19 protein-coding genes and 1 pseudogene are annotated in these 18371 nt (G+C 39.5%); 9 read left to right on the top strand and 11 right to left on the bottom strand.

Annotated features, from left to right (window positions below; all coding sequences use genetic code 11):
• Positions 1–113: pseudogene (locus tag GBI16_RS18865) on the top strand (KTSC domain-containing protein); the annotation flags it as partial.
• Between the two features lie 25 nt (positions 114–138).
• Here GBI16_RS18865 and GBI16_RS01485 read toward each other — a convergent pair.
• Both GBI16_RS01485 and GBI16_RS01480 read right to left on the bottom strand, forming a co-directional pair.
• The gene (locus GBI16_RS01485) at positions 139–744 is read right to left on the bottom strand and encodes an O-methyltransferase (protein WP_086209343.1); all 606 of its coding nucleotides are present in this window, start codon (positions 742–744) and stop codon (positions 139–141) included.
• A 29-nt stretch (positions 745–773) separates the two neighbouring features.
• Positions 774–992, bottom strand: a complete 219-nt coding sequence (locus tag GBI16_RS01480; protein ID WP_086209344.1) for a DUF1653 domain-containing protein — start codon at positions 990–992, stop codon at positions 774–776.
• Between the two features lie 238 nt (positions 993–1230).
• On the opposite strand from GBI16_RS01480, the gene ahpF reads away from it, so the two are divergent.
• Positions 1231–2796 (top strand): alkyl hydroperoxide reductase subunit F, encoded by a 1566-nt coding sequence (gene ahpF / locus GBI16_RS01475; RefSeq protein WP_151706386.1) that lies wholly within the window; start codon positions 1231–1233, stop codon positions 2794–2796.
• Between the two features lie 284 nt (positions 2797–3080).
• Here the strand turns inward: ahpF and GBI16_RS01470 are convergent, their stop codons facing one another.
• The 3 genes from GBI16_RS01470 to GBI16_RS01460 all read right to left on the bottom strand — a co-directional run bounded on the left by GBI16_RS01470 (position 3081) and on the right by GBI16_RS01460 (position 5514).
• Positions 3081–3335 carry a YfhL family 4Fe-4S dicluster ferredoxin gene (locus tag GBI16_RS01470; RefSeq protein WP_110975970.1) on the bottom strand — a complete coding sequence of 85 codons (255 nt, stop codon included), beginning with the start codon at positions 3333–3335 and terminating at the stop codon, positions 3081–3083.
• Between the two features lie 14 nt (positions 3336–3349).
• Positions 3350–4750, bottom strand: a complete 1401-nt coding sequence (yegQ, locus tag GBI16_RS01465; protein WP_151706385.1) for a tRNA 5-hydroxyuridine modification protein YegQ — start codon at positions 4748–4750, stop codon at positions 3350–3352.
• Positions 4751–5082: 332 nt separating this feature from the next.
• Positions 5083–5514: a Cd(II)/Pb(II)-responsive transcriptional regulator gene (locus GBI16_RS01460; RefSeq protein WP_110975968.1), complete on the bottom strand. Its 432-nt coding sequence runs from the start codon at positions 5512–5514 to the stop codon at positions 5083–5085.
• A 76-nt stretch (positions 5515–5590) separates the two neighbouring features.
• Here GBI16_RS01460 and GBI16_RS01455 point away from each other — a divergent pair, with 76 nt between their 5' ends.
• The gene (locus GBI16_RS01455) at positions 5591–6235 is read left to right on the top strand and encodes a cation transporter (protein WP_110975967.1); all 645 of its coding nucleotides are present in this window, start codon (positions 5591–5593) and stop codon (positions 6233–6235) included.
• Positions 6236–6378: 143 nt separating this feature from the next.
• Here GBI16_RS01455 and GBI16_RS01450 read toward each other — a convergent pair whose 3' ends face one another.
• The gene (locus tag GBI16_RS01450; RefSeq protein WP_151706384.1) at positions 6379–7221 is read right to left on the bottom strand and encodes a hypothetical protein; all 843 of its coding nucleotides are present in this window, start codon (positions 7219–7221) and stop codon (positions 6379–6381) included.
• Between the two features lie 252 nt (positions 7222–7473).
• On the opposite strand from GBI16_RS01450, the gene GBI16_RS01445 reads away from it, so the two are divergent.
• Positions 7474–8040: a TetR/AcrR family transcriptional regulator gene (locus GBI16_RS01445; protein ID WP_151706383.1), complete on the top strand. Its 567-nt coding sequence runs from the start codon at positions 7474–7476 to the stop codon at positions 8038–8040.
• A 392-nt stretch (positions 8041–8432) separates the two neighbouring features.
• On the opposite strand, the gene GBI16_RS01440 is transcribed toward GBI16_RS01445, so the two are convergent.
• Together GBI16_RS01440 and GBI16_RS01435 are read right to left on the bottom strand one after the other, a co-directional pair.
• Complete coding sequence (locus GBI16_RS01440; protein WP_151706382.1) at positions 8433–9233, bottom strand: DUF2071 domain-containing protein; 801 nt, start codon at positions 9231–9233, stop codon at positions 8433–8435.
• A gap of 110 nt (positions 9234–9343) precedes the next feature.
• On the bottom strand, positions 9344–10123 hold the full coding sequence (locus tag GBI16_RS01435) for a ferredoxin--NADP reductase (protein WP_086207896.1): 780 nt from the start codon (positions 10121–10123) through the stop codon (positions 9344–9346).
• Positions 10124–10225: 102 nt separating this feature from the next.
• Between GBI16_RS01435 and tsaA the strand changes: the two genes are divergently transcribed.
• Entirely contained in the window at positions 10226–10933 is a 708-nt protein-coding gene (tsaA, locus tag GBI16_RS01430; RefSeq protein WP_151706381.1) for a tRNA (N6-threonylcarbamoyladenosine(37)-N6)-methyltransferase TrmO, read from the top strand.
• Positions 10934–10982: 49 nt separating this feature from the next.
• Here tsaA and GBI16_RS01420 read toward each other — a convergent pair whose 3' ends face one another.
• Positions 10983–12005 (bottom strand): hypothetical protein, encoded by a 1023-nt coding sequence (locus tag GBI16_RS01420; RefSeq protein ID WP_228267791.1) that lies wholly within the window; start codon positions 12003–12005, stop codon positions 10983–10985.
• 125 nt (positions 12006–12130) lie between these two features.
• Positions 12131–13384, bottom strand: coding sequence for an MgtC/SapB family protein (locus tag GBI16_RS01415; protein WP_086207894.1), 1254 nt, complete (start codon positions 13382–13384; stop codon positions 12131–12133).
• 209 nt (positions 13385–13593) lie between these two features.
• Here GBI16_RS01415 and GBI16_RS01410 point away from each other — a divergent pair, with 209 nt between their 5' ends.
• From GBI16_RS01410 to GBI16_RS01395, 4 genes are all read left to right on the top strand, one after another.
• The gene (locus GBI16_RS01410) at positions 13594–15351 is read left to right on the top strand and encodes a GspE/PulE family protein (protein WP_086207893.1); all 1758 of its coding nucleotides are present in this window, start codon (positions 13594–13596) and stop codon (positions 15349–15351) included.
• A 101-nt stretch (positions 15352–15452) separates the two neighbouring features.
• Positions 15453–15815 (top strand): NirD/YgiW/YdeI family stress tolerance protein, encoded by a 363-nt coding sequence (locus GBI16_RS01405; protein ID WP_151706380.1) that lies wholly within the window; start codon positions 15453–15455, stop codon positions 15813–15815.
• Between the two features lie 133 nt (positions 15816–15948).
• Complete coding sequence (locus GBI16_RS01400; protein WP_119063047.1) at positions 15949–16611, top strand: response regulator transcription factor; 663 nt, start codon at positions 15949–15951, stop codon at positions 16609–16611.
• Positions 16611–17948: a HAMP domain-containing sensor histidine kinase gene (locus GBI16_RS01395; RefSeq protein WP_151706379.1), complete on the top strand. Its 1338-nt coding sequence runs from the start codon at positions 16611–16613 to the stop codon at positions 17946–17948. The genes GBI16_RS01400 and GBI16_RS01395 overlap by 1 nt, the downstream gene beginning before the upstream one ends.
• A gap of 113 nt (positions 17949–18061) precedes the next feature.
• Here GBI16_RS01395 and hemP read toward each other — a convergent pair whose 3' ends face one another.
• Entirely contained in the window at positions 18062–18229 is a 168-nt protein-coding gene (gene hemP, locus GBI16_RS01390; RefSeq protein WP_004696105.1) for a hemin uptake protein HemP, read from the bottom strand.
• Positions 18230–18371: the final 142 nt, after the last annotated feature.

Genomic DNA, 18371 nt, shown 5'->3' with positions numbered 1-18371 from the left:
ATCCCGTGCCTGAATTTGTTTATAACAATTTAGTTCGATGTAATAATAAAACAGCCTTTGTTCATAAATATTTAGAATATGATTTGCACTTTACACGCTTAAGTATTCATTAATTTTTCAAGCACAAACAATCAGGATTTATCCTGATTGTTTTTCATGATCTCTCGTCACTAACAACAAACCTGCGCCAATCGCCAGTGTAGACAAACTAAACTGCTTTTCTTGCTGAATAAGTGCTATAAAATCTGCAACTTGATCCGCATGCGATAGAACATTATCAACCACCAAAACTCCGCGTGAAACACACATTAGTCGTTTCAAATCTGGCCAATAGTCGATATAAGCATCACGCTCAGCATCTAGCAATATAAAATCAAAGATGGCTTGCGCCTGCTTCAGATATTCAGCTGCATCACCGACCCAAAATTCAACGCCATTGGATAAATTGAAATCTGCAAGATGACTAGCGGCTTGCTGACTTCTCTCAGCATCAATTTCCAAAGTGGTTAATCGAGCATTCACTTGCTGTGCTGCATAAGCTAGCCATAATGTTGAGTAACCTGTTGATGTACCTATTTCTAATATCTGCTCAGGCTGCTGAATATGAAGCAGTTGCGCCAAAAATTGTGCAGACTCGGGTTCAATATTGCGAAAGCGTGCAATACGATCTGTTTGCTCACTATCATGTTCTTGAAAGCGATGATATAAGGCCGATACTTTACTCAAAAATTCTGCATGCATCATCAAATCCCCTCTACTTTACTTAGCTTCGTTTATACTTCTTGAATCAGTTTAAAGCGCTCAACCTCGCGGTCATCCTCTAGCATTACCGTTTCAGTAAACATGGCAAATGGACGCACCCAAATCGAGTAATCACCATATAAACACTGATAAACCACCAGTTTTTCTTCAGTTTCACTATGTGTTGCCACATGTAAGACTTGATACAGTTGCCCTTTATAATGTTGATAAATACCACGTTGTAATTGCATCAGTTACTTCCCTATTTTTTAACTGTCTCGATCATACCGAATTTCAGCTCACTAAACTGCGAATCAGTTGAAAAATCATTTAAATTCCCCATATAGCTTTATGAAATGATTCAAGAAAACACCTTAAAATCTATAAAACCGATTATTAAAATAAAAACAAACTGTTTTATCTATTTTTAGATTTACTCTATGATTCTTTTATCAAATAATTTTACAGACTGCTTTGGAGAGCTTAACCATGTTAGATCAAAATACTTCAGCTCAATTAAAAACGCTTCTTGAACGCCTTGAAGGTCCGATTGAATTGGTCGCAACTTTGAACGGTTCTGAGAAATCAGACAAAATCAAAGAATTGGTTGAAGAGGTTGCAGCACTGTCTCCACTGGTGACTGCACGTTTTGATGGTCAAAACTCACGTGCACCGAGCTTCGGTGTGGCAAAAGCTGGTGAAGAGCCTCGTGTCTTCTTTGCAGGTCTACCAATGGGGCATGAGTTTACCTCTTTGATTTTGGCATTGTTACAAACCTCAGGTTACGCACCCAAAGTATCAGATGAAGTTTTGGCTTCAATCAAAGCTTTGGGCATCCAGTCTGACTTTGACGTATTTGTCTCTTTAAGCTGTCATAACTGTCCAGACGTGGTGCAAGCGTTGAACCTGATTGCCATTTACAACCCAGGTACGACAGCCACCATGATTGATGGTGCATTCTTCCAAGATGAAGTTGAAGAGCGCAAAATCATGGCTGTACCAATGGTGTTCCAAGACAACAACCATATCGGTCAAGGTCGTATGACTTTGGAAGAGATTATTGCCAAACTGGATACCAATTCAGCAGCCAAAGAAGCTGAAAAACTTAATGCCAAAGATGCTTTTGATGTTCTCGTGATTGGTGGTGGTCCTGCAGGAAATACCTCAGCCATTTATGCAGCGCGTAAAGGCATTAAAACGGGGATCGTGGCTGAACGTATGGGTGGTCAAGTCATGGATACCATGGACATTGAAAACTATACCTCCATTCAAAAGACCCAAGGGCCAAAGTTTGCTGCTGAAATGGAAGCACATGTACGTGAGTACGGTGTGGACATCATGAACTTACAACGTGTTTCTAACATCAAAGGTGCAGATGAGACCGCGAATGGTTTGGTTGAAGTCACTTTAGAAAATGGTGCGAAGCTTGAATCTAAAACAGTCATCCTTTCTACAGGCGCACGTTGGAGAGAAATGAATGTACCGGGTGAAGCAGAATACCGTACTCGTGGTGTTGCTTACTGTCCACACTGTGATGGTCCACTGTTTAAAGGCAAACGTGTTGCCGTAATTGGTGGGGGGAACTCAGGTGTCGAAGCGGCAATTGATCTTGCTGGGATTGTAGAACATGTAACTTTGGTTGAGTTTGATACCAAACTACGTGCTGACCAAGTGTTGCAAGACAAATTGCATAGTCTGCCTAACACCACAGTCATTCTGAATGCCTTATCAACCGAAGTTGTAGGTGATGGTTCACAAGTGACAGCATTGAAATATAAAGACCGTGCAACCGATGTAGAACATACGGTTGAGCTTGCAGGAATCTTTGTACAAATTGGTTTATTGCCAAACACCGATTTCTTAAAAGAAACAGCGGTTGAGCTTTCAAATCGTAATGAAATTGTGATTAACGATCGCAATGAAACCAATGTCAAAGGTGTATTTGCCGCAGGTGACTGTACGACTGTGCCTTACAAGCAAATTATTATTGCTACAGGTGAAGGCGCGAAAGCATCTCTGTCTGCTTTTGATTATATTATTCGTTCTGGGTTGTAAGTGTGAAATGAAAAAGCCAACGCTCTCCCAAAATCTACGTTGGCTTTTTCCCTTTATGTTGTATGACTAAGCTCTAGTTGTACTTTTATAGGAACTCTGGTCGCTAACAGCCTGAGTTCCTTTTTTTTTGGAATGATGATTTCGGGCAAAGAAAAAGCCAAAGTGTTCCCCAGATCACTTTGGCTTTTTCATTTAGTTGTTGTTTATTGTTATTCTTTGCCCAGTTTTTGTTTTGAAACTCTGAGTGTGGTCAGTACTCGGTTTCTTTTCTACTTTCCCCAAGGTTAGACGCTAAATAAGTTCAATCCTTTAAATTTTTCTAGCAGTTGTTGCTGAGTTTCCATGTGTTCTGGGTGTGGCTCGATACAGGCAATTGGGCAAACATCGACGCAGGTTTGGGTGTCATAAAAACCAACACACTCTGTACAACGGCTGACGTCTATTTCATAAATCTTGTCACCTTCAAAAATAGCAGTATTGGGGCATTCAGGAAGGCACATATCACAGTTAATACACGCATCTGTTATTCGTAGTGCCATGGCATTATCCCCAGTCAGCTTGCAACATAAGCCAATGCAGGCGCTGAAATATCATTGCTTGAATGCGGCAAGTTACGAATGAGTAGGGCATAACGCATGTCGACATCAGCAGGAACAGGTATTTCAACTACATGTCCTGAGCCTTTCGCTTCAAGTATTGGATTGCCTTTTTTATCGAGGATTTCTGTCAATTTAAAGGTGATATTGCCTGACGTGGTCATGAGTTCAAGTACATCGCCCACCACAAAACGGTTTTTGACATCGACTTTCAGATAATCGCTATTTCGCTCTACAATTTCACCGCAGTATTGTTGATGGTCAAAACTAGATGAGCCATTTGCATAGTTTTGATATTCGCTGTGTACGTGGCGACGTAAAAAACCTTCGGTATAACCACGATTCGCCAGACCTTCGAGTTGTGTCATGAGTGATGGGTCAAAAGGCTTATTTGCGAGCGCATCATCTATGGCTTTGCGATAAATTTGAGCAGTACGGGCACAGTAAAAATAAGACTTGGTACGTCCTTCAATTTTTAAAGAATGGATGCCCATATGGGTTAAGCGCTCAACATGTTGCACCGCGCGCAAGTCTTTTGAGTTCATAAAGTAAGTACCATGTTCATCCTCTTCAGCAGCAAACATGTCTTCATCATGACGTTGTAATAATACGGGTTCATCGAACTGATGCTGTGCTTGCATATGCACTTCATCAACATCAGAATTTGAACAGCAGTTGGAGTTTGTATTCAGATTTTGAACGGGGATCACATCGCCATTTTCATCTTGCGTAGTCTGATGGACTTTGTATTCCCAACGGCAAGCATTGGTACATGCCCCTTGATTGGCATCACGTTTATTCATATAGCCTGAAAGCATGCAACGTCCTGAATACGCCATGCATAGCGCACCATGCACAAAAACCTCAATTTCCATGTCTGGCACTTGCTGCTTAATTTCTTCGATTTCATCAATGGATAATTCACGGGACAAAATGACACGAGTCAGTCCCATGTTTTTCCAAAATTTTACAGTAGCCCAGTTGACAGCATTGGCTTGAACAGAAAGATGCACATCCATGTCTGGAAAATGCTCACGTACCATCATAATCAGCCCAGGATCTGACATGATCAGGGCATCGGGTTGCATCGCAACCACAGGTGTGAGGTCACGAATAAAGTTTTTGAGCTTTGAGTTATGGGGTTGAATGTTGACGACCACATAAAACTTTTTGCCTAAGTCATGCGCTTCTTGAATGCCGATAGCTAAATTGTCATGATCAAATTCATTATTGCGCACACGTAAACTATAACGGGGTTGTCCTGCATAGACTGCATCTGCACCATAGGCAAAGGCATAACGCATATTTTTAAGCGAACCAGCCGGTGAAAGAAGTTCAGTAACGTGAGAAATGCTCATGATCAAACTAAGGCATAAAAAAAATATGGTTTTATTGTAGTGCTTTAAAAAATAGATTCAACCTAGTAAAAAACTCGGAATTTAACTGCTAGTGAGTATCATAAATTTTTATTCAAGGCTTTAATTTTAAATAATAAATAATATTTCTTTTAGCGAAGAATGATGTCTTTATAAAGATAGAAATTAAAAAAATAAAGTGCCTCATATAAAATTCACGCTGATTTGAAAAAGAAAAGATAAAAATTCTATACGAGTCTTTGCATATTTAGATGAAAGAAAGTGAAGACTAGGCATAAAAGTGAAGTTAAGCCATCAGGCATGTCAAGGTTCTGCTATTCGTCAGAAGTTTCCGCTTCAAGTTGCCTTAAAATTTGACAATCATCAATGGTTGATAGCGTGGCACAGGATTGACGCAGTTGTTGCAACTGAATTTGGAATTTTTTTAGTTCAACTATTTTTTGCTCGACTTGTTTTAAATGCTCATCTATCAATTGATTGACCGCGCTACAGTCCTGTTGTGGGTTCTGCTCCAATTGGATGAGATATTCAATTTCTTTGAGTGAGATATCCAGCGCACGGCAACGTTTAATAAAAATGAGTCGTTTAAGCGCCTCATCTTGATAATAGCGATAGTTATTGTCCCCGCGAAAAGAAGGTTCTAATAAATTTTTCTTTTCATAAAAACGAATGGTATCGGCACTTAAGCCAGTTTTTTGGACTAAGTCTTTTATTAAATAAACAGGAGATGAGTTTTGTTGATTCATTTTACTTGACCTTAGAGTGACTCCATGGTTTTTAATCATAATATAAAATGATCAAGTAGTGATAGAGGTCGCTAATATGGCGTGTTCTTCTTGTAGTTGTACACCCGCACCACAAAAGCCGAATAGTAAGTTTAGAACGGCATTATGGATTGCCTTATTTATTAATTTAGCTATGTTTGTGGTGGAACTCATTGGTGGGGCTTATGCGCATTCATCATCATTATGGGCTGATTCCTTAGACTTTTTTGGTGATGCGGTGAATTATGGTATTTCACTGGCAGTGCTCGGTGCGAGTTTATACTGGCGAGCGACAGTAGCCTTGCTGAAAGGTATAACCATGGCGTTGTTTGGCTTAGTTGTGATAGGCAAAGTGATTTATGCTTATGTGCTAGGGATTCCGCCTGAAGCTATGACTATGGGCGTGATTGGTGTGATTGCTTTGCTTGCGAATGTGGTTTGTGCTGTCATTTTATATGCTTACCGCGAAGGGGACTCGAATATGCAATCGGTTTGGCTTTGTAGTCGAAATGATGCGATTGGAAACGTGGCGGTTATCTTTGCAGCTATAGGTGTGTTTGGGACAGGAAGTATGTGGCCCGATATGATTGTTGCAGGTATTATGGCAACGTTAGGTTTGACAGCTGGCTATCAAGTCGTGACTAAGGCATTAGCTGAGCGGAAAAAGAGCGTTTTAGAAAATTCGACTGTAGAATATGAATAGGATGTAATTGCGAATACGTTTAGCGTTTAAGATTCGGTTTACAGCCTTACAGTAGTTTGACGTTTAACACTCCATAGGATGGAACTTCTGCATGTTTAAGACGAATATGAGAGTGTACATGGACGTACAGCTATTAAGATGAATTAGTGAGTATGCAAATACATCTTTGTCCAAAAGTCATTCCACAGATTTAAATATTCAGCTTGAAGCTGTTTAAAATATGACTCGTCTTTTGGTTGGTAGCTTTGCGTGAATAGCAACCAAATATCGTCTTCATGATTATCATCGTTTGCAAGAGTTTGGTCACTGGCTTTAGCAATACCATGACATGCATAATAACCATTGGTAAACGAAGAATCATACACCGCGAGATTTGTTCTGAGTGCTTCACTGAACTTAATCACTTGCAGTTCAGTACAAGCCAAAATCAACAATAAGTCTGCATAAGAATGAATATGCTCTTGAATAAACTGTGTAAGAGAGAATGCTTCGGCTTGAGTTTGTTTTTGGTCAGGGACATCGAGTTTGAGTTGTTGCATCAGCTTTAAAAAATAAACCAAGTGCGATTTTGCAGGGGAGCTTTTTTCAAGTTGATGCGTGTTAAAACCCAATTCATCAAAAAGATTGAGTGAGAGTAGATAACGCGCATATATCTTTGCCGCAATACGGTCTTGTGCCTTAATATTACTGTTGTTTTCAAGTTGTAATGCTTGGTAGATCACCATGCTTAAGGCATCGGTAAAATTTTTGACAATAGCTGTAAAATAATTCAGATGAATTAATTTTAACTGCTCAAGGGTCAGTTGACATTGGTACAACCGTGTAAGGATAGGATGCTTAAATAAGGCATGATCTCCTGTTGCCTGCTTTAGGGCATGGACCACTTGAGTATTTGATTTCCATAACTCTGGACTTAAGGAGTGCTGAATAAAGTATAAAACTTCTTCGCGGGTATGTTCAGACTGAGTAAAGGAAAGGGTGTTCATAGAGCGTTAAATTTTAATTTTCATCATTTTTTATCATAGTGAAAAAGGTTGCATTCTTCTAGTTTTTTTATTTAATTTAAATCTCTTATATTTCATGTGCTTATTTTAATGTTAGTGAGATTTTCCATAAAAAAACAGTGTTGTTTTAAATTTGATATATAATATCGTTTTGAAACGATATATTTCATATTCTTGTGGTGTTCTTATGGGGCAGTGGCCTAATTTTAAAGTTTTGTGCATCAGGTAAAATAAATGTCAAAAAAAGAAGACATCATTAATACAGCGCTTAATCTCTTTAACTCACATAGCTACAATTCTATCGGTGTGGATCGAATTATTAGTGAGTCTGGCGTTGCTAAAATGACATTTTACAAATATTTCCCTTCCAAAGCTAAATTAATTGAAGAATGCTTAGTGACTAGAAACCAAAATTTGCAGCAGTCTCTCGATGCAACGATTGCTGCGTGTGACCCAAGTGATTATCTCTCACATATTCGCGCAATTTTTGAATGGTATAATACATGGTTTCATACGACAGACTTTAATGGTTGCATGTTTCAAAAAGCAGTCGAAGAAATTTCAAAAATTTATCCGTCATCGCTCCAACCAGCAATTGATTATAAAGAGTGGTTAAAAGGAAAGTTGCGCCAAGCATTGCATCATTTAGGGGTGAAGCAAGATGAACAGTTGGCTGGTTTTCTTTCTAGTATTTTGGATGGAATGACTATTCAAGCTCAAATTGACCCAAATCAAGTGCATTTGGAAGAGTATTGGAAGCGTGTGAATACATTGATTCAGATGGAATTAGCTGCGGCTTAAATTATTAAAAATAAGAATGTGGCATCTAAGAATCACATTCTTATTGATTGAAATCATGCAGACTTTTATAAAATTCAATCAAAAATAAATAAGCGCGATAACTGTTAGATTATCGCGCTTTGCTGATAATAATTTATTTTTCATATCACTCATTATTTGACACTAATGAGTGATATGAATATGAGCAACTTAAACGTGCCTTCTTATATTTTTTTGTACCCTCTGAATGTTTTCGGTCATTCAGTATTTCAGCAAAAATAGACAGACTTGTCTGTTTTGTTGAATTATAGAGAAATTGTGGAGAAAAACAACCAATATGTCTTGAGTTTGGCTGAAATTTATTCATTGCCTCTAGTATTCAATAACTTAAATAGAATTAATTTTTTTAGAATTTAATTTGCTACAGTTTCGAGTACGCTTGGGGGTAAGTAAATTGTAAATTCATTGATCGGTTCAATCAGTACACTATAAGGCTTGAGTTGATCTTCATAGGATATAAGGTTAAGCCTTGCTAACAGCTCAAAGCGCGCGTAGTGCAGTGTTGCGGGTCTAGGATTTAAGCGCTCATGCCACACACGATATGTACCGAGTTTGCCATCACGGCGATGATAAAATCCTGCCAAAGGATGTGTAAGAAAGACTTGGTAACTTTCTAAATCTGGAAAGCCTTCAAAAAACCAGTGGTCATCTTGAGCCTGAATTAAATTCACTTCAGAGCTAGCCCATGCAGATTGGGTTCGCATTTTGTATTGTGTGTATAAGCCAGTCGGATCTTGTAGACAGTCAAACTCAATTTGGGCTGGATGCCATGGCAGTTGCCAAACATAGCGTGGAAAGATCAGCGTCCAAGAGTCCAAAGTTGTGCCTAGAAACCAAACACAACGTTCCTGCGTTTCCTGATCAATCACATACACTCGATAGTTGGTTTGTCCCATAGTAAATTTAGGAAAAGGGTAGACGGCGGAGCTAAAGTCAACATCAATAAAAGGAACGACAGACATCAAAGCACATTGTTGACCTTGATAAAGGATAGTGTCTAATTTAAATCGAGGGGGAATAATGTCTTTGAAGCGTGTAGGGTCGAGTGCATAAGTAATGAGGGCGAAATGCCGAAGTTTACACTGTACATCGAGACCTTTAGGTTGAGGTCTTGGGTGTAAATAGTCTTTAAAATTGAGTTTTGGAAAGGTCATTGTATAAATTTAAGATTTGTTCTTTTGTACAAATATTAGAGAAAAAGACAAGCAGAGTAAATAAAAAAACCGAAGCCTAAGCTTCGGTTTTTTAATATCTTTATACGATCTTACTTTTCAACGAATGCACGTTCAATAACATAATCACCCAGTACACCCATTTTAGGTGATTCTTTTAGACCATGTTGATCGAGAAGTGCTGCAACGTCATCTAAGAATGCTGGGCTGCCACAAAGCATAGCGCGGTCAGTTTCTGGGTTGAAACGTGGTAGCCCAATTTTTTCAAACAATTCGCCAGTTTCAATCGCTGTCGTTACACGACCTTGGTTTGGATATTCTTCACGAGTAACCGTTGGGTAGTAAACCAATTTGTCTTTGATGCCAAGTTCTTCAAAGAATTCATGGCTTGGAAGTTCATTTAGGATTAGGTCTTGGTAGGCTAATTCAGAAATGAAACGAGTACCATGTACAACAATGATTTTCTCAAAGCGTTCATAGGTTTCTGGGTCACGAATTGTAGACAAGAACGGTGCAAGACCTGTACCTGAAGAAAGGAGGTATAAGTTTTTCCCAGGGTTTAAGTCGTCGAGAACCAAAGTCCCTGTTGGTTTTTTAGAGATTAGAATCTCATCGCCCACTTTTACTTTCTGTAAGATAGATGTCAATGGGCCATCTGGAACTTTAATTGAGAAAAACTCTAGTTCTTCTTCATAGTTTGCACTGGCAATAGAATAAGCACGCATTAACGGTTTGCCATTTACTTCAAGGCCGATCATCACAAATTGACCGTTTTTAAAACGTAGTGCAGTGTCGCGCGTCGTTTTAAAAGAGAATAAAGTATCATTCCAATGGTGGACGTGAGTAATCTTTTCGACGTTGAAAGCAGCCATTAAAGGTCTCAATAAATTATCAAATTAGAACAGCTTGCTATTCTAATCTAAAATCATTCTCGATAAACTGAATATATTTAATTGAGCTTATTAGAAAAAGTGATGATAACTGAGTTAACCTTGCCAATTATTGGTTATATGTACTCTTCTTATAAAGAAAAGTTTGGTATTCCTCGCCAGCCTAATTTGGTACAAGTGGAATCCTATATTGAAATGTCAGCCCCTTATAATGATCTTTTGGCCTTTGAGGGGATTGAGGCTTTTAGTCACTTATGGTTGGTTTGGCAGTTTCATGACAATAAGAATCAAGAAAAAGCACAGTTTCGTCCACAAGTTCGACCACCTCGCTTAGGGGGCAACAAAAAAATAGGAGTGTTTGCCACACGGAGCATGTATCGTCCAGCGCCAATAGGCCTATCTGTAGTTCAATTAAAAGAGGTAAAAAAAGAAGGGCGGTCAGTTCGTGTGTATGTTACAGGGAGTGATTTGCTCGATGGTACGCCAATCGTTGATATTAAGCCTTATATTCACTATTCAGATGCAGTTTTAGATGCTGAAAGTGGTTATGCACAAGATGAGCCTAAACGAAAGGTGGTGGTGTGGTCTGATCTGGCTTTGCTACAGAAGCAGCAGCTTTTAGCAAATGGCAAAATTTCTACGCAGACAGTACAGGAGCTTGAGGCAGTTTTATCTTTAGACCCACGACCTGCATATCAAGATGATGAAGCGCGAATTTATGGGATGAGATTTGCAAACTTAGATGTGAAATTTAAGGTAAATGAAACGTGTGTGGAAATACAGGAACTTTGAGTTCCTGTAGCCATTAAAACATTCATCTGTAGCATGCTTTTCAAGTAATTTAGAACTTTAAGTTTTGTTCTAAATAACTTGCTGCAATTGGATTATACAGGTCACAACCTTTATTTAAGCCATCTGCCTTAGCTAAACGTGCGTTTTTCTCTTCGGTAGACATATTGTTTGTGATGAGGTCTTTCTCTGATTGAATGTCATCTGCAAGATTGGACTCTACCCCAGCATTTACTTTTGAACTTGAATAGTAACTGTCTTTGTATTGAGCATATCCAATGAAAGCATTTGCCTCAGTTCCATCAGGACTGTAATGGTAGGCAAGAACATTTTTAAATTTTGTGAGCTTAAAATACTCTTGTTTAGTTTGGTTGGTAAATCGCTCTGTATATTCTTTAAAGAGACGTTGATATTCATCATCTTTTTCAGCTAAAAGTAAATATTCCTGATTATTAGAATATTGGGTTTCCAGTAGGCAGATTGAACCTGCTGGGAATTTTAAAGCTTGGTAGGCTTTTAATTTTGTATTGATTTCATCTGAATATTTGACGCTATATTGAGGATAGTTCAAGTTCCAATTCAACTCAGGGTCTACCGTTGCAAGTAGACTTTCGCCTGAAATATCACGTTTGCTGACAGTTGACGTGAATTCTAATCCTGTAGAACCAATTGCTGAATAAGGGCGAAGTTTGAGTTGATTATTGGAAAAGGTCATTTCACCCATTAAAGTGCCATAACGACTATGGGTTGAGCCGAATGTTTGATACTCGCCTTGCGTAGTTAAATAAATTTCATTTGTATCATCATCTGCATCTAAAGTGGCATAGGCTTTACCATCCACCAGTGTAATTTGCGTATTCAGTACATTGAAATCACCAAATTGATTGAGTTGATCATACCAATAATCAATACGGAATATTTCCCATTGCTGAGCGGTATTTGAATTATTATTTGATGAGTCAGTAGTTGTTGAGTTGTTGCTCGTGCTTGTATTATTTGAGCTATCAGAGCTTCCACCACATGCACTCAGCATGAGTGTGCTAAAAATTGCAAATGATAATATTTTAAATTTCATAAAGTACCCAATTCAAAAAATTTATTATTAATAACGTTGTTGTTTAAAAATAAAGCGGGCTGATTATAGGTTAATAGTATTGAATAAATAAATAAATTTCATAAAAATAAGTAAGTTAAGTTTTTTTAAAAAATCATCCAGTACAGTAAGCCGATTAAAACCATCATATGTAAAATTTGAATCGGTGCAAAAGCAATAAAGTATTGCATCCCTCCTGTTAAAGCGGCATTCACAGATTTGGCAATCGCATGTGCGGCTAAACCAAATATAAAGGCGGATATAACAGCAGTATCTGTGGGGGTACCTTGCATCACCACGGTTGCCATCGCCGCATGGATTTCAAACAAAGAGGCCAGTAAAGTTCCTGCAATTAAGCCAGCTTCGCCTAGCCACAGGTGAAGTCCATATACTCCTGCCTGAATGAGAGTTAAGCTCAGGGCAATAATTCCTGCCTCTTTTAAACTAAACATGCGTGAATCACTGCTCAGTTGCTGTTCTTGAGCTGGGGCAGTGCGGACTAAAGTATAGGCAGAGAGTCCTAAAATCAAACATGCGATTAGAGTGGGTAACAGTATTGTTTTGAGCCAGAGCATACTGACGCCCGCCACAATAATGAGCAGTTGCAATAAAGTTGCGATACATGACATCAGAGCAGCACCTGCATTGGATTTGGCCTGTGCACGACCTGCTCGAACCTCCATGCCCAAGCTAGCAATAGTGGCTGTACTGGATACAAAACCAGAAGCAATGGCGGATAAAATCATGGCATTTTTAGTGCTTAACAATCGTTTGGCGATATGTGCAAGGGCTTGAACAGCCAGAATGAGTGTGACTAATTTTAAAATGATATAAGGATTCAGCACAGCGCCCCATAAAGGCGTATTCGGTGTTAAGGGAAGGGCTATTAAAATGAGAGCCAATAGGAAAATACCGTCTTTAAATTCTGCTTCTGTAATCCATTTTCCTGCAATACTGTGCATGGAGTGTTTAGTCATGAGAATAATGGTCAGCAGTACGGCTAAACCTGCTGCTAAAGGTGCATTCCACAGGCACATGGCGCCAATAAAATAAGTCATTACAAAGGCGAGCTCAGTGGTTGAGCCTAAGTCCTCAGTTTGGTTTTTCATGGAAAATAGGACAATACCTCCAATGATCAGCGCACCCACAATACCAATGGTGACACCAAATAAAAAGCAAATAGCACCGAGAAGGGCACAAATGGCAAAGGAGCGCAGTCCTGCAAAGCTCTGTTGGTTTTCTCGTTGCTTGCTTCTTTCTCGCTCTAGACCAATGAGCAAACCACAGCCCAAAGCTGAGGCCAATGTAAACAGGACGTCAGATAAAGCATAGTTGTCGATTGAAATGGTACTGAAGTCCAAAGCCTACCTCATAAAAACAAATGAGTCGTTTAAAATATAGGCGAATGTAGGTGGTGGATTCAAGTCAAAATAGAGAAAAAGCGTAGTCATTTCATGATTATATTGATCAGCTGACATGCTTTTTTATATTTATAGGATTTGCCTGTGCTTTGTACAAAATAATCTCGAAAATCTTGCTATAGTGGTGTTCTGTTTGGGGACGTATAACAATGAATTTTAATTTTGAAATTGATACCACTTGGTGCTTAGATCAACTTTTTAAAGATGGGCGAATTACTGAAAAAGAAAAAAATCTCGTACAAACCTCGCACCGTCAACGGGATCAATTAAAGTGGCACCCTTTACAATGGATTGCCCATTTTAATATGCAGGATCAGTCACACCCTCAGTCCAGATTGACGTTGAACCGATTATGTCAATGGTTAGCCGAAAAAACCCAGTTACCGTTTTATGTGATTGATCCACTCAAAGCTGATGTTCAAGCCTTGACTTCGGTGATGTCCCAAGAGTTTGCCTTCCGCAATAAAATCTTGGCCGTAGAGGTTCAACCCAATCAAGTGTTGATTGCGACAGATCAACCCTATATGAAGGATTGGGTAGCGAATTTGGAGCACAATGTCGCACCGAAAAAAATCCAGCGCGTATTGCTCAGCCCAGAACAATTACAACGTTATATGGTGGAGTATTATCAGGTGAGTCGCGCTGTGAGTAATTCACAGAAGTCTGGAATTTATGATCGTGAAAATAAAGGCGTTGAAGCCCTGTTACAATTAGGTGATAGTCAAAATCCTGATGCCAATGATCAACACATTGTTAAATTAGTTGATTGGGTTTTACAGTTTGCTTTTGAACAAAGTGCCAGTGATATTCACCTAGAACCTCGTAAGGACAATGGTAAAGTACGCTTCCGTATTGATGGTGTGTTACATACGATTTATAACATGCCTGCCAATACTTTAACGGCGGTCATTTCGCGAATTAAAATTTTAGGTCGAATGAACGTTGCAGAAAAACGTAAGCCACAAGATGGTCGTTTAAAAACACGTACACCCAAAGGACAAGAAACAGAACTACGTCTTTCAACCTTGCCAACGGCCTTTGGTGAAAAGTTGGTTATGCGTATTTTTGACCCAGAAGTTTTGGTACGTAGCTTTCAGCAGTTGGGTTTTGATGGGCATTTGCTCAGTGATTGGAAGGCACTGACTTCACATAGTCATGGCATTATTTTGGTGACAGGACCAACAGGCTCAGGTAAAACCACCACGCTTTATTCTTCATTGAAACAGTTGGCAACAGAACAGGTGAATGTCTGTACCATTGAAGACCCAATTGAAATGTTAGAACCAAGCTTTAACCAAATGCAGGTCAACACAGGTATTGACTTAGGTTTTGCTGATGGTGTTCGTGCACTCATGCGCCAAGATCCCGACATTATTATGGTGGGGGAGATTCGTGACCATGATACGGCCAATATGGCAATTCAAGCTGCACTTACAGGGCATTTGGTACTTTCAACCCTACATACCAATGATGCGCCTTCTAGTCTAACCCGTTTACACGATTTGGGCATACAACCATTTTTAACTGCAGCCACCATTTTGGGTGTATTGGCACAACGTTTGGTACGGCGCCTATGTCCACACTGTAAAGTGGAAAAACAAATCAATAGCCAAGAGTGGGAGCACCTGACTTTTGATTATATTATGGAGATGCCTGAAAAAGTCTTTACCGCAGTAGGCTGTGAAGAGTGTCGTCAAACGGGCTACAAAGGGCGAGTTGGTATTTATGAGTTTATGCCTATTAGCATAGAGGCTAAACAATTAATTGGTGCAAATGGTGATTTGACTGCACTGCGTCAGCAGGCCAAAAAAGAAGGCATTGAGCCTTTGCGGATTGCAGGGGCACGAAAAGTGTTAGAGGGAGTCACCACGCTAGAAGAAGTGTTGCGTGTCGTACCTCTCAACTAAGCGTTTAATGTTTTACTTGAAGCTTTCTTAAGATTCAGCTCATCTAATTTTGGTTTAATAACTTCATCAAATAGATCAACAATTAAATAGAGGTACTGGATATGAATATGATGATGAAAGCGTTATTGGTTGCTGGTGTGATTGGTTCGACAACTGTGGCAGTAGCAAATACAGCGGTGAACCAAGCGGCTGTAGCTGCTTCAACGCCAACTACGGTTAAGCATGCATTAACTTTAAAAGATGACAGCCATGTTCAGTTAAAAGGTTATGTGGTCAAAGCAATTGGTGATGAAAAATATGAATTTCGTGACCAAACAGGTTCAATCACTGTCGATATTGATGATGAATTATGGGGTGGCAAAGCGATTTCGGCTAAAATACCTGTAACCATTATCGGTGAAGTGGATATTGACTATAAACCAACAAAACGCGTTGAAATTGATGTAGATCAAGTGAAATTCTAAATACTCTAGTCCAACCTTAATTGGACTTTCTTAAAAAACCACATGGCTTAGATTTGATCTTAGCCCTGTGGTTTTTGTATTTTTCATCATTTCACGGCATGATTTAAACAACAGGGATAAGGCAGGTTCAGCAGTGCGGATATTGTTAGCAGAAGATGATGCCTCTCAAGCTGAAAGTATTAAAACTTGGCTTGAAATGGATGGTTATAGTGTGGACTGGGTGGAGCGGGGCGATCATGCCATTTTAGCGATTGAACAGCATCAGTATGACTGTGTGCTTTTAGACCGTGGATTGCCACATGCCACAGGTGATGACATTTTGCTGAAAGTCCGTGGCAAGAACCTCTCGACGCCTGTGATTTTTCTCACTGCGCGTGACAGCATTCGAGATCGGGTCGAAGGGCTAGATTTGGGCGCCAACGACTATTTGGTTAAACCCTTTAGTTTGGAGGAATTATCTGCTCGTATTCGCCTACAACTGAGACAGCAACAAAATAGCAGTTCGCATATATTGAGTTATGCCAATATTCAACTCGATCCACAAGCCAAAAGCGTAACTCAAAATGGTCAATCCGTGAATTTGACCGCCAAAGAGTTTCAAATTTTGCACAAATTGATGCTCAAGCCTGAACATGTGGTGACACGTGAGCAGTTAGAAGAAAGCCTATATGCGTGGGGAGATGAAATCGAAAGCAATGCCATCGAGGTTTTTATTTATCAACTGCGGAAAAAACTCGGTAGCCACTGTATTAAAACCATCCGTGGTTTGGGTTATAGAATGAATCAGGACACATAATGGCTCAACCAGTTTCATTACAACGTCAGCTCGTTAAAAGTTCGCTCCTCAGTTCGATACTGGCGGGGCTTTTGGCCTTGCTGATGTTTATTGGAGTGTCGGTTTATCAGACCATGTCTATGCAAGATGAGATCATGGATGAAATGGCCGATATGTTGTTGGCAGATGACTTAACTGTCAGCAATGGTCAGGCCTTGGCTGAACTTAGTGATGAGTTTGATATTCGCTATCGACTCGATAACGCACAACAGCTTTTAACTGCCTCAGAAGATGTGCCAGAAAAAATAACCGTGGATCATTTGAGTTTGGTTTCAGATGCACCTTATGGCTTTTACTGGTCAGAGCAGAAACTTTGGCGTATTTATAGTGCGCAGGATGAGCATGGATTGCAGGTACAAGTCATTCAGTTGATGTCGGATCGTTTTCAAGCCTTTGGGCACACCATCTTGATTTTTAGTGGGGTATTGCTTTTAGTCTGGTGCGTACAATGGCTATTGATGCACTTTGCGATTCGACGCAAGTTTCGGACGATCCACCAAGTTTCAGAGCAAATTTCAAATAAATCGGTAAATGATTTAGCGCCTATTTCTATGCCAGAACCTGAACTGATTGAACTACAACCGATGTTATCTCAGTTGAATGCTCTATTGGCTCGTTTAGATCAGGCCTTAGTGGCAGAGCAACGCTTTACCGCAGATGCCTCGCATGAGCTACGTTCTCCATTGTCTGCGATACAAATGCGGCTTCAGGTACTCAAACGTAAGTTTCCTGAGCTAGAGCAGGAGTTTAATCCAATTCAGCAAGATGTGAGCCGTGGGGTACAAGTTCTCGATAATTTACTTTTATTGGCACGGTTAGATCCAGAGCAAAGTCAAAGTTTAGCCAAAAGCAAATTTGATTTTAGTCTGTTAATACAAGATGTAGTCAAAGCCTTACAGCCTTTTGCAGAATCAAAACAGATTGAGGTTCAGATGGTACTTGCAAAAGAGGTCTATGTATTTGCCAATGAACAGCTTTTATTCAGTGCACTACGGAATGTACTTGATAATGCGATTCGTTATAGTCCTGAGCAGGCAAAAGTTTTTGTGACGCTGACGATTGAAAGACAGCAGCTTAGACTGAGTATTGAAAATAGCGGATATGGTGTAGATGTGACAGTTATCCAACGTTTGGGTGAACGCTTCTATCGGGCTTTAGGTACAAAAACACAAGGCTCAGGCTTAGGTCTATCCATCTGTCAAAAAATTGTCGATTTACACGCAGGGCAGTTGTTATTTAGCCCATCTGACTTAGGCGGTTTAAGCGTTGAATTGATGCTGGATGTTGTTAAGGTTTAGAGCATGCTTTTTTAGCGATAAAATTAAAATGAATATTTTAAATCAATTAAAAAGCAGTACGCGCTGACATACTGCTTGTTTCCACGATTATTGTTATTGAATTTTTATAATTCTTATTTGGTTAGAATGAGTCGATTATTGCGTGTGAGTCGTAGACGGTACTCTTCTCCTGCGTGCATAATGCGAATTTCACGGCCTAGGGCAAATAAGTTGTTCGAGTGTAGCATTGGTAGTGAATGGGCTGTTTCGTTACGAGTAAATAAGCTAAATGGTGCGTTCATTCTGGCGACTCCGTGGTGTATATTGAACGTTTTAAATGATAATCATTATCGAATGGGGCTGTCAACATTTTCTCGCTGAAAATATAAAAAACTTCTATATCGTTACATATGGTCACTTAACACACTACACATCTGAAATGGA

Origin of the sequence: Acinetobacter sp. TUM15064, from assembly GCF_008980265.1 — a bacterium.
Taxonomy (GTDB): Bacteria; Pseudomonadota; Gammaproteobacteria; order Pseudomonadales; family Moraxellaceae; genus Acinetobacter.
Note: the sequence above shows the minus strand (reverse complement) of the source record. Positions and strands in the feature narration are given on the sequence as shown.

Excerpts from the sequence above, each read along its gene's own strand:
- GBI16_RS01485 (WP_086209343.1), bottom strand. The coding sequence starts at position 744 with ATGATGCATGCAGAATTTTTGAGTAAAGTATCGGCCTTATATCATCGC.
- GBI16_RS01480 (WP_086209344.1), bottom strand. The coding sequence starts at position 992 with ATGCAATTACAACGTGGTATTTATCAACATTATAAAGGGCAACTGTAT.
- ahpF (WP_151706386.1), top strand. The coding sequence starts at position 1,231 with ATGTTAGATCAAAATACTTCAGCTCAATTAAAAACGCTTCTTGAACGC.
- GBI16_RS01470 (WP_110975970.1), bottom strand. The coding sequence starts at position 3,335 with ATGGCACTACGAATAACAGATGCGTGTATTAACTGTGATATGTGCCTT.
- yegQ (WP_151706385.1), bottom strand. The coding sequence starts at position 4,750 with ATGAGCATTTCTCACGTTACTGAACTTCTTTCACCGGCTGGTTCGCTT.
- GBI16_RS01460 (WP_110975968.1), bottom strand. The coding sequence starts at position 5,514 with ATGAATCAACAAAACTCATCTCCTGTTTATTTAATAAAAGACTTAGTC.
- GBI16_RS01455 (WP_110975967.1), top strand. The coding sequence starts at position 5,591 with ATGGCGTGTTCTTCTTGTAGTTGTACACCCGCACCACAAAAGCCGAAT.
- GBI16_RS01450 (WP_151706384.1), bottom strand. The coding sequence starts at position 7,221 with ATGAACACCCTTTCCTTTACTCAGTCTGAACATACCCGCGAAGAAGTT.
- GBI16_RS01445 (WP_151706383.1), top strand. The coding sequence starts at position 7,474 with ATGTCAAAAAAAGAAGACATCATTAATACAGCGCTTAATCTCTTTAAC.
- GBI16_RS01440 (WP_151706382.1), bottom strand. The coding sequence starts at position 9,233 with ATGACCTTTCCAAAACTCAATTTTAAAGACTATTTACACCCAAGACCT.
- GBI16_RS01435 (WP_086207896.1), bottom strand. The coding sequence starts at position 10,123 with ATGGCTGCTTTCAACGTCGAAAAGATTACTCACGTCCACCATTGGAAT.
- tsaA (WP_151706381.1), top strand. The coding sequence starts at position 10,226 with ATGATAACTGAGTTAACCTTGCCAATTATTGGTTATATGTACTCTTCT.
- GBI16_RS01420 (WP_228267791.1), bottom strand. The coding sequence starts at position 12,005 with ATGAAATTTAAAATATTATCATTTGCAATTTTTAGCACACTCATGCTG.
- GBI16_RS01410 (WP_086207893.1), top strand. The coding sequence starts at position 13,594 with ATGAATTTTAATTTTGAAATTGATACCACTTGGTGCTTAGATCAACTT.
- GBI16_RS01405 (WP_151706380.1), top strand. The coding sequence starts at position 15,453 with ATGAATATGATGATGAAAGCGTTATTGGTTGCTGGTGTGATTGGTTCG.
- GBI16_RS01395 (WP_151706379.1), top strand. The coding sequence starts at position 16,611 with ATGGCTCAACCAGTTTCATTACAACGTCAGCTCGTTAAAAGTTCGCTC.
- hemP (WP_004696105.1), bottom strand. The coding sequence starts at position 18,229 with ATGAACGCACCATTTAGCTTATTTACTCGTAACGAAACAGCCCATTCA.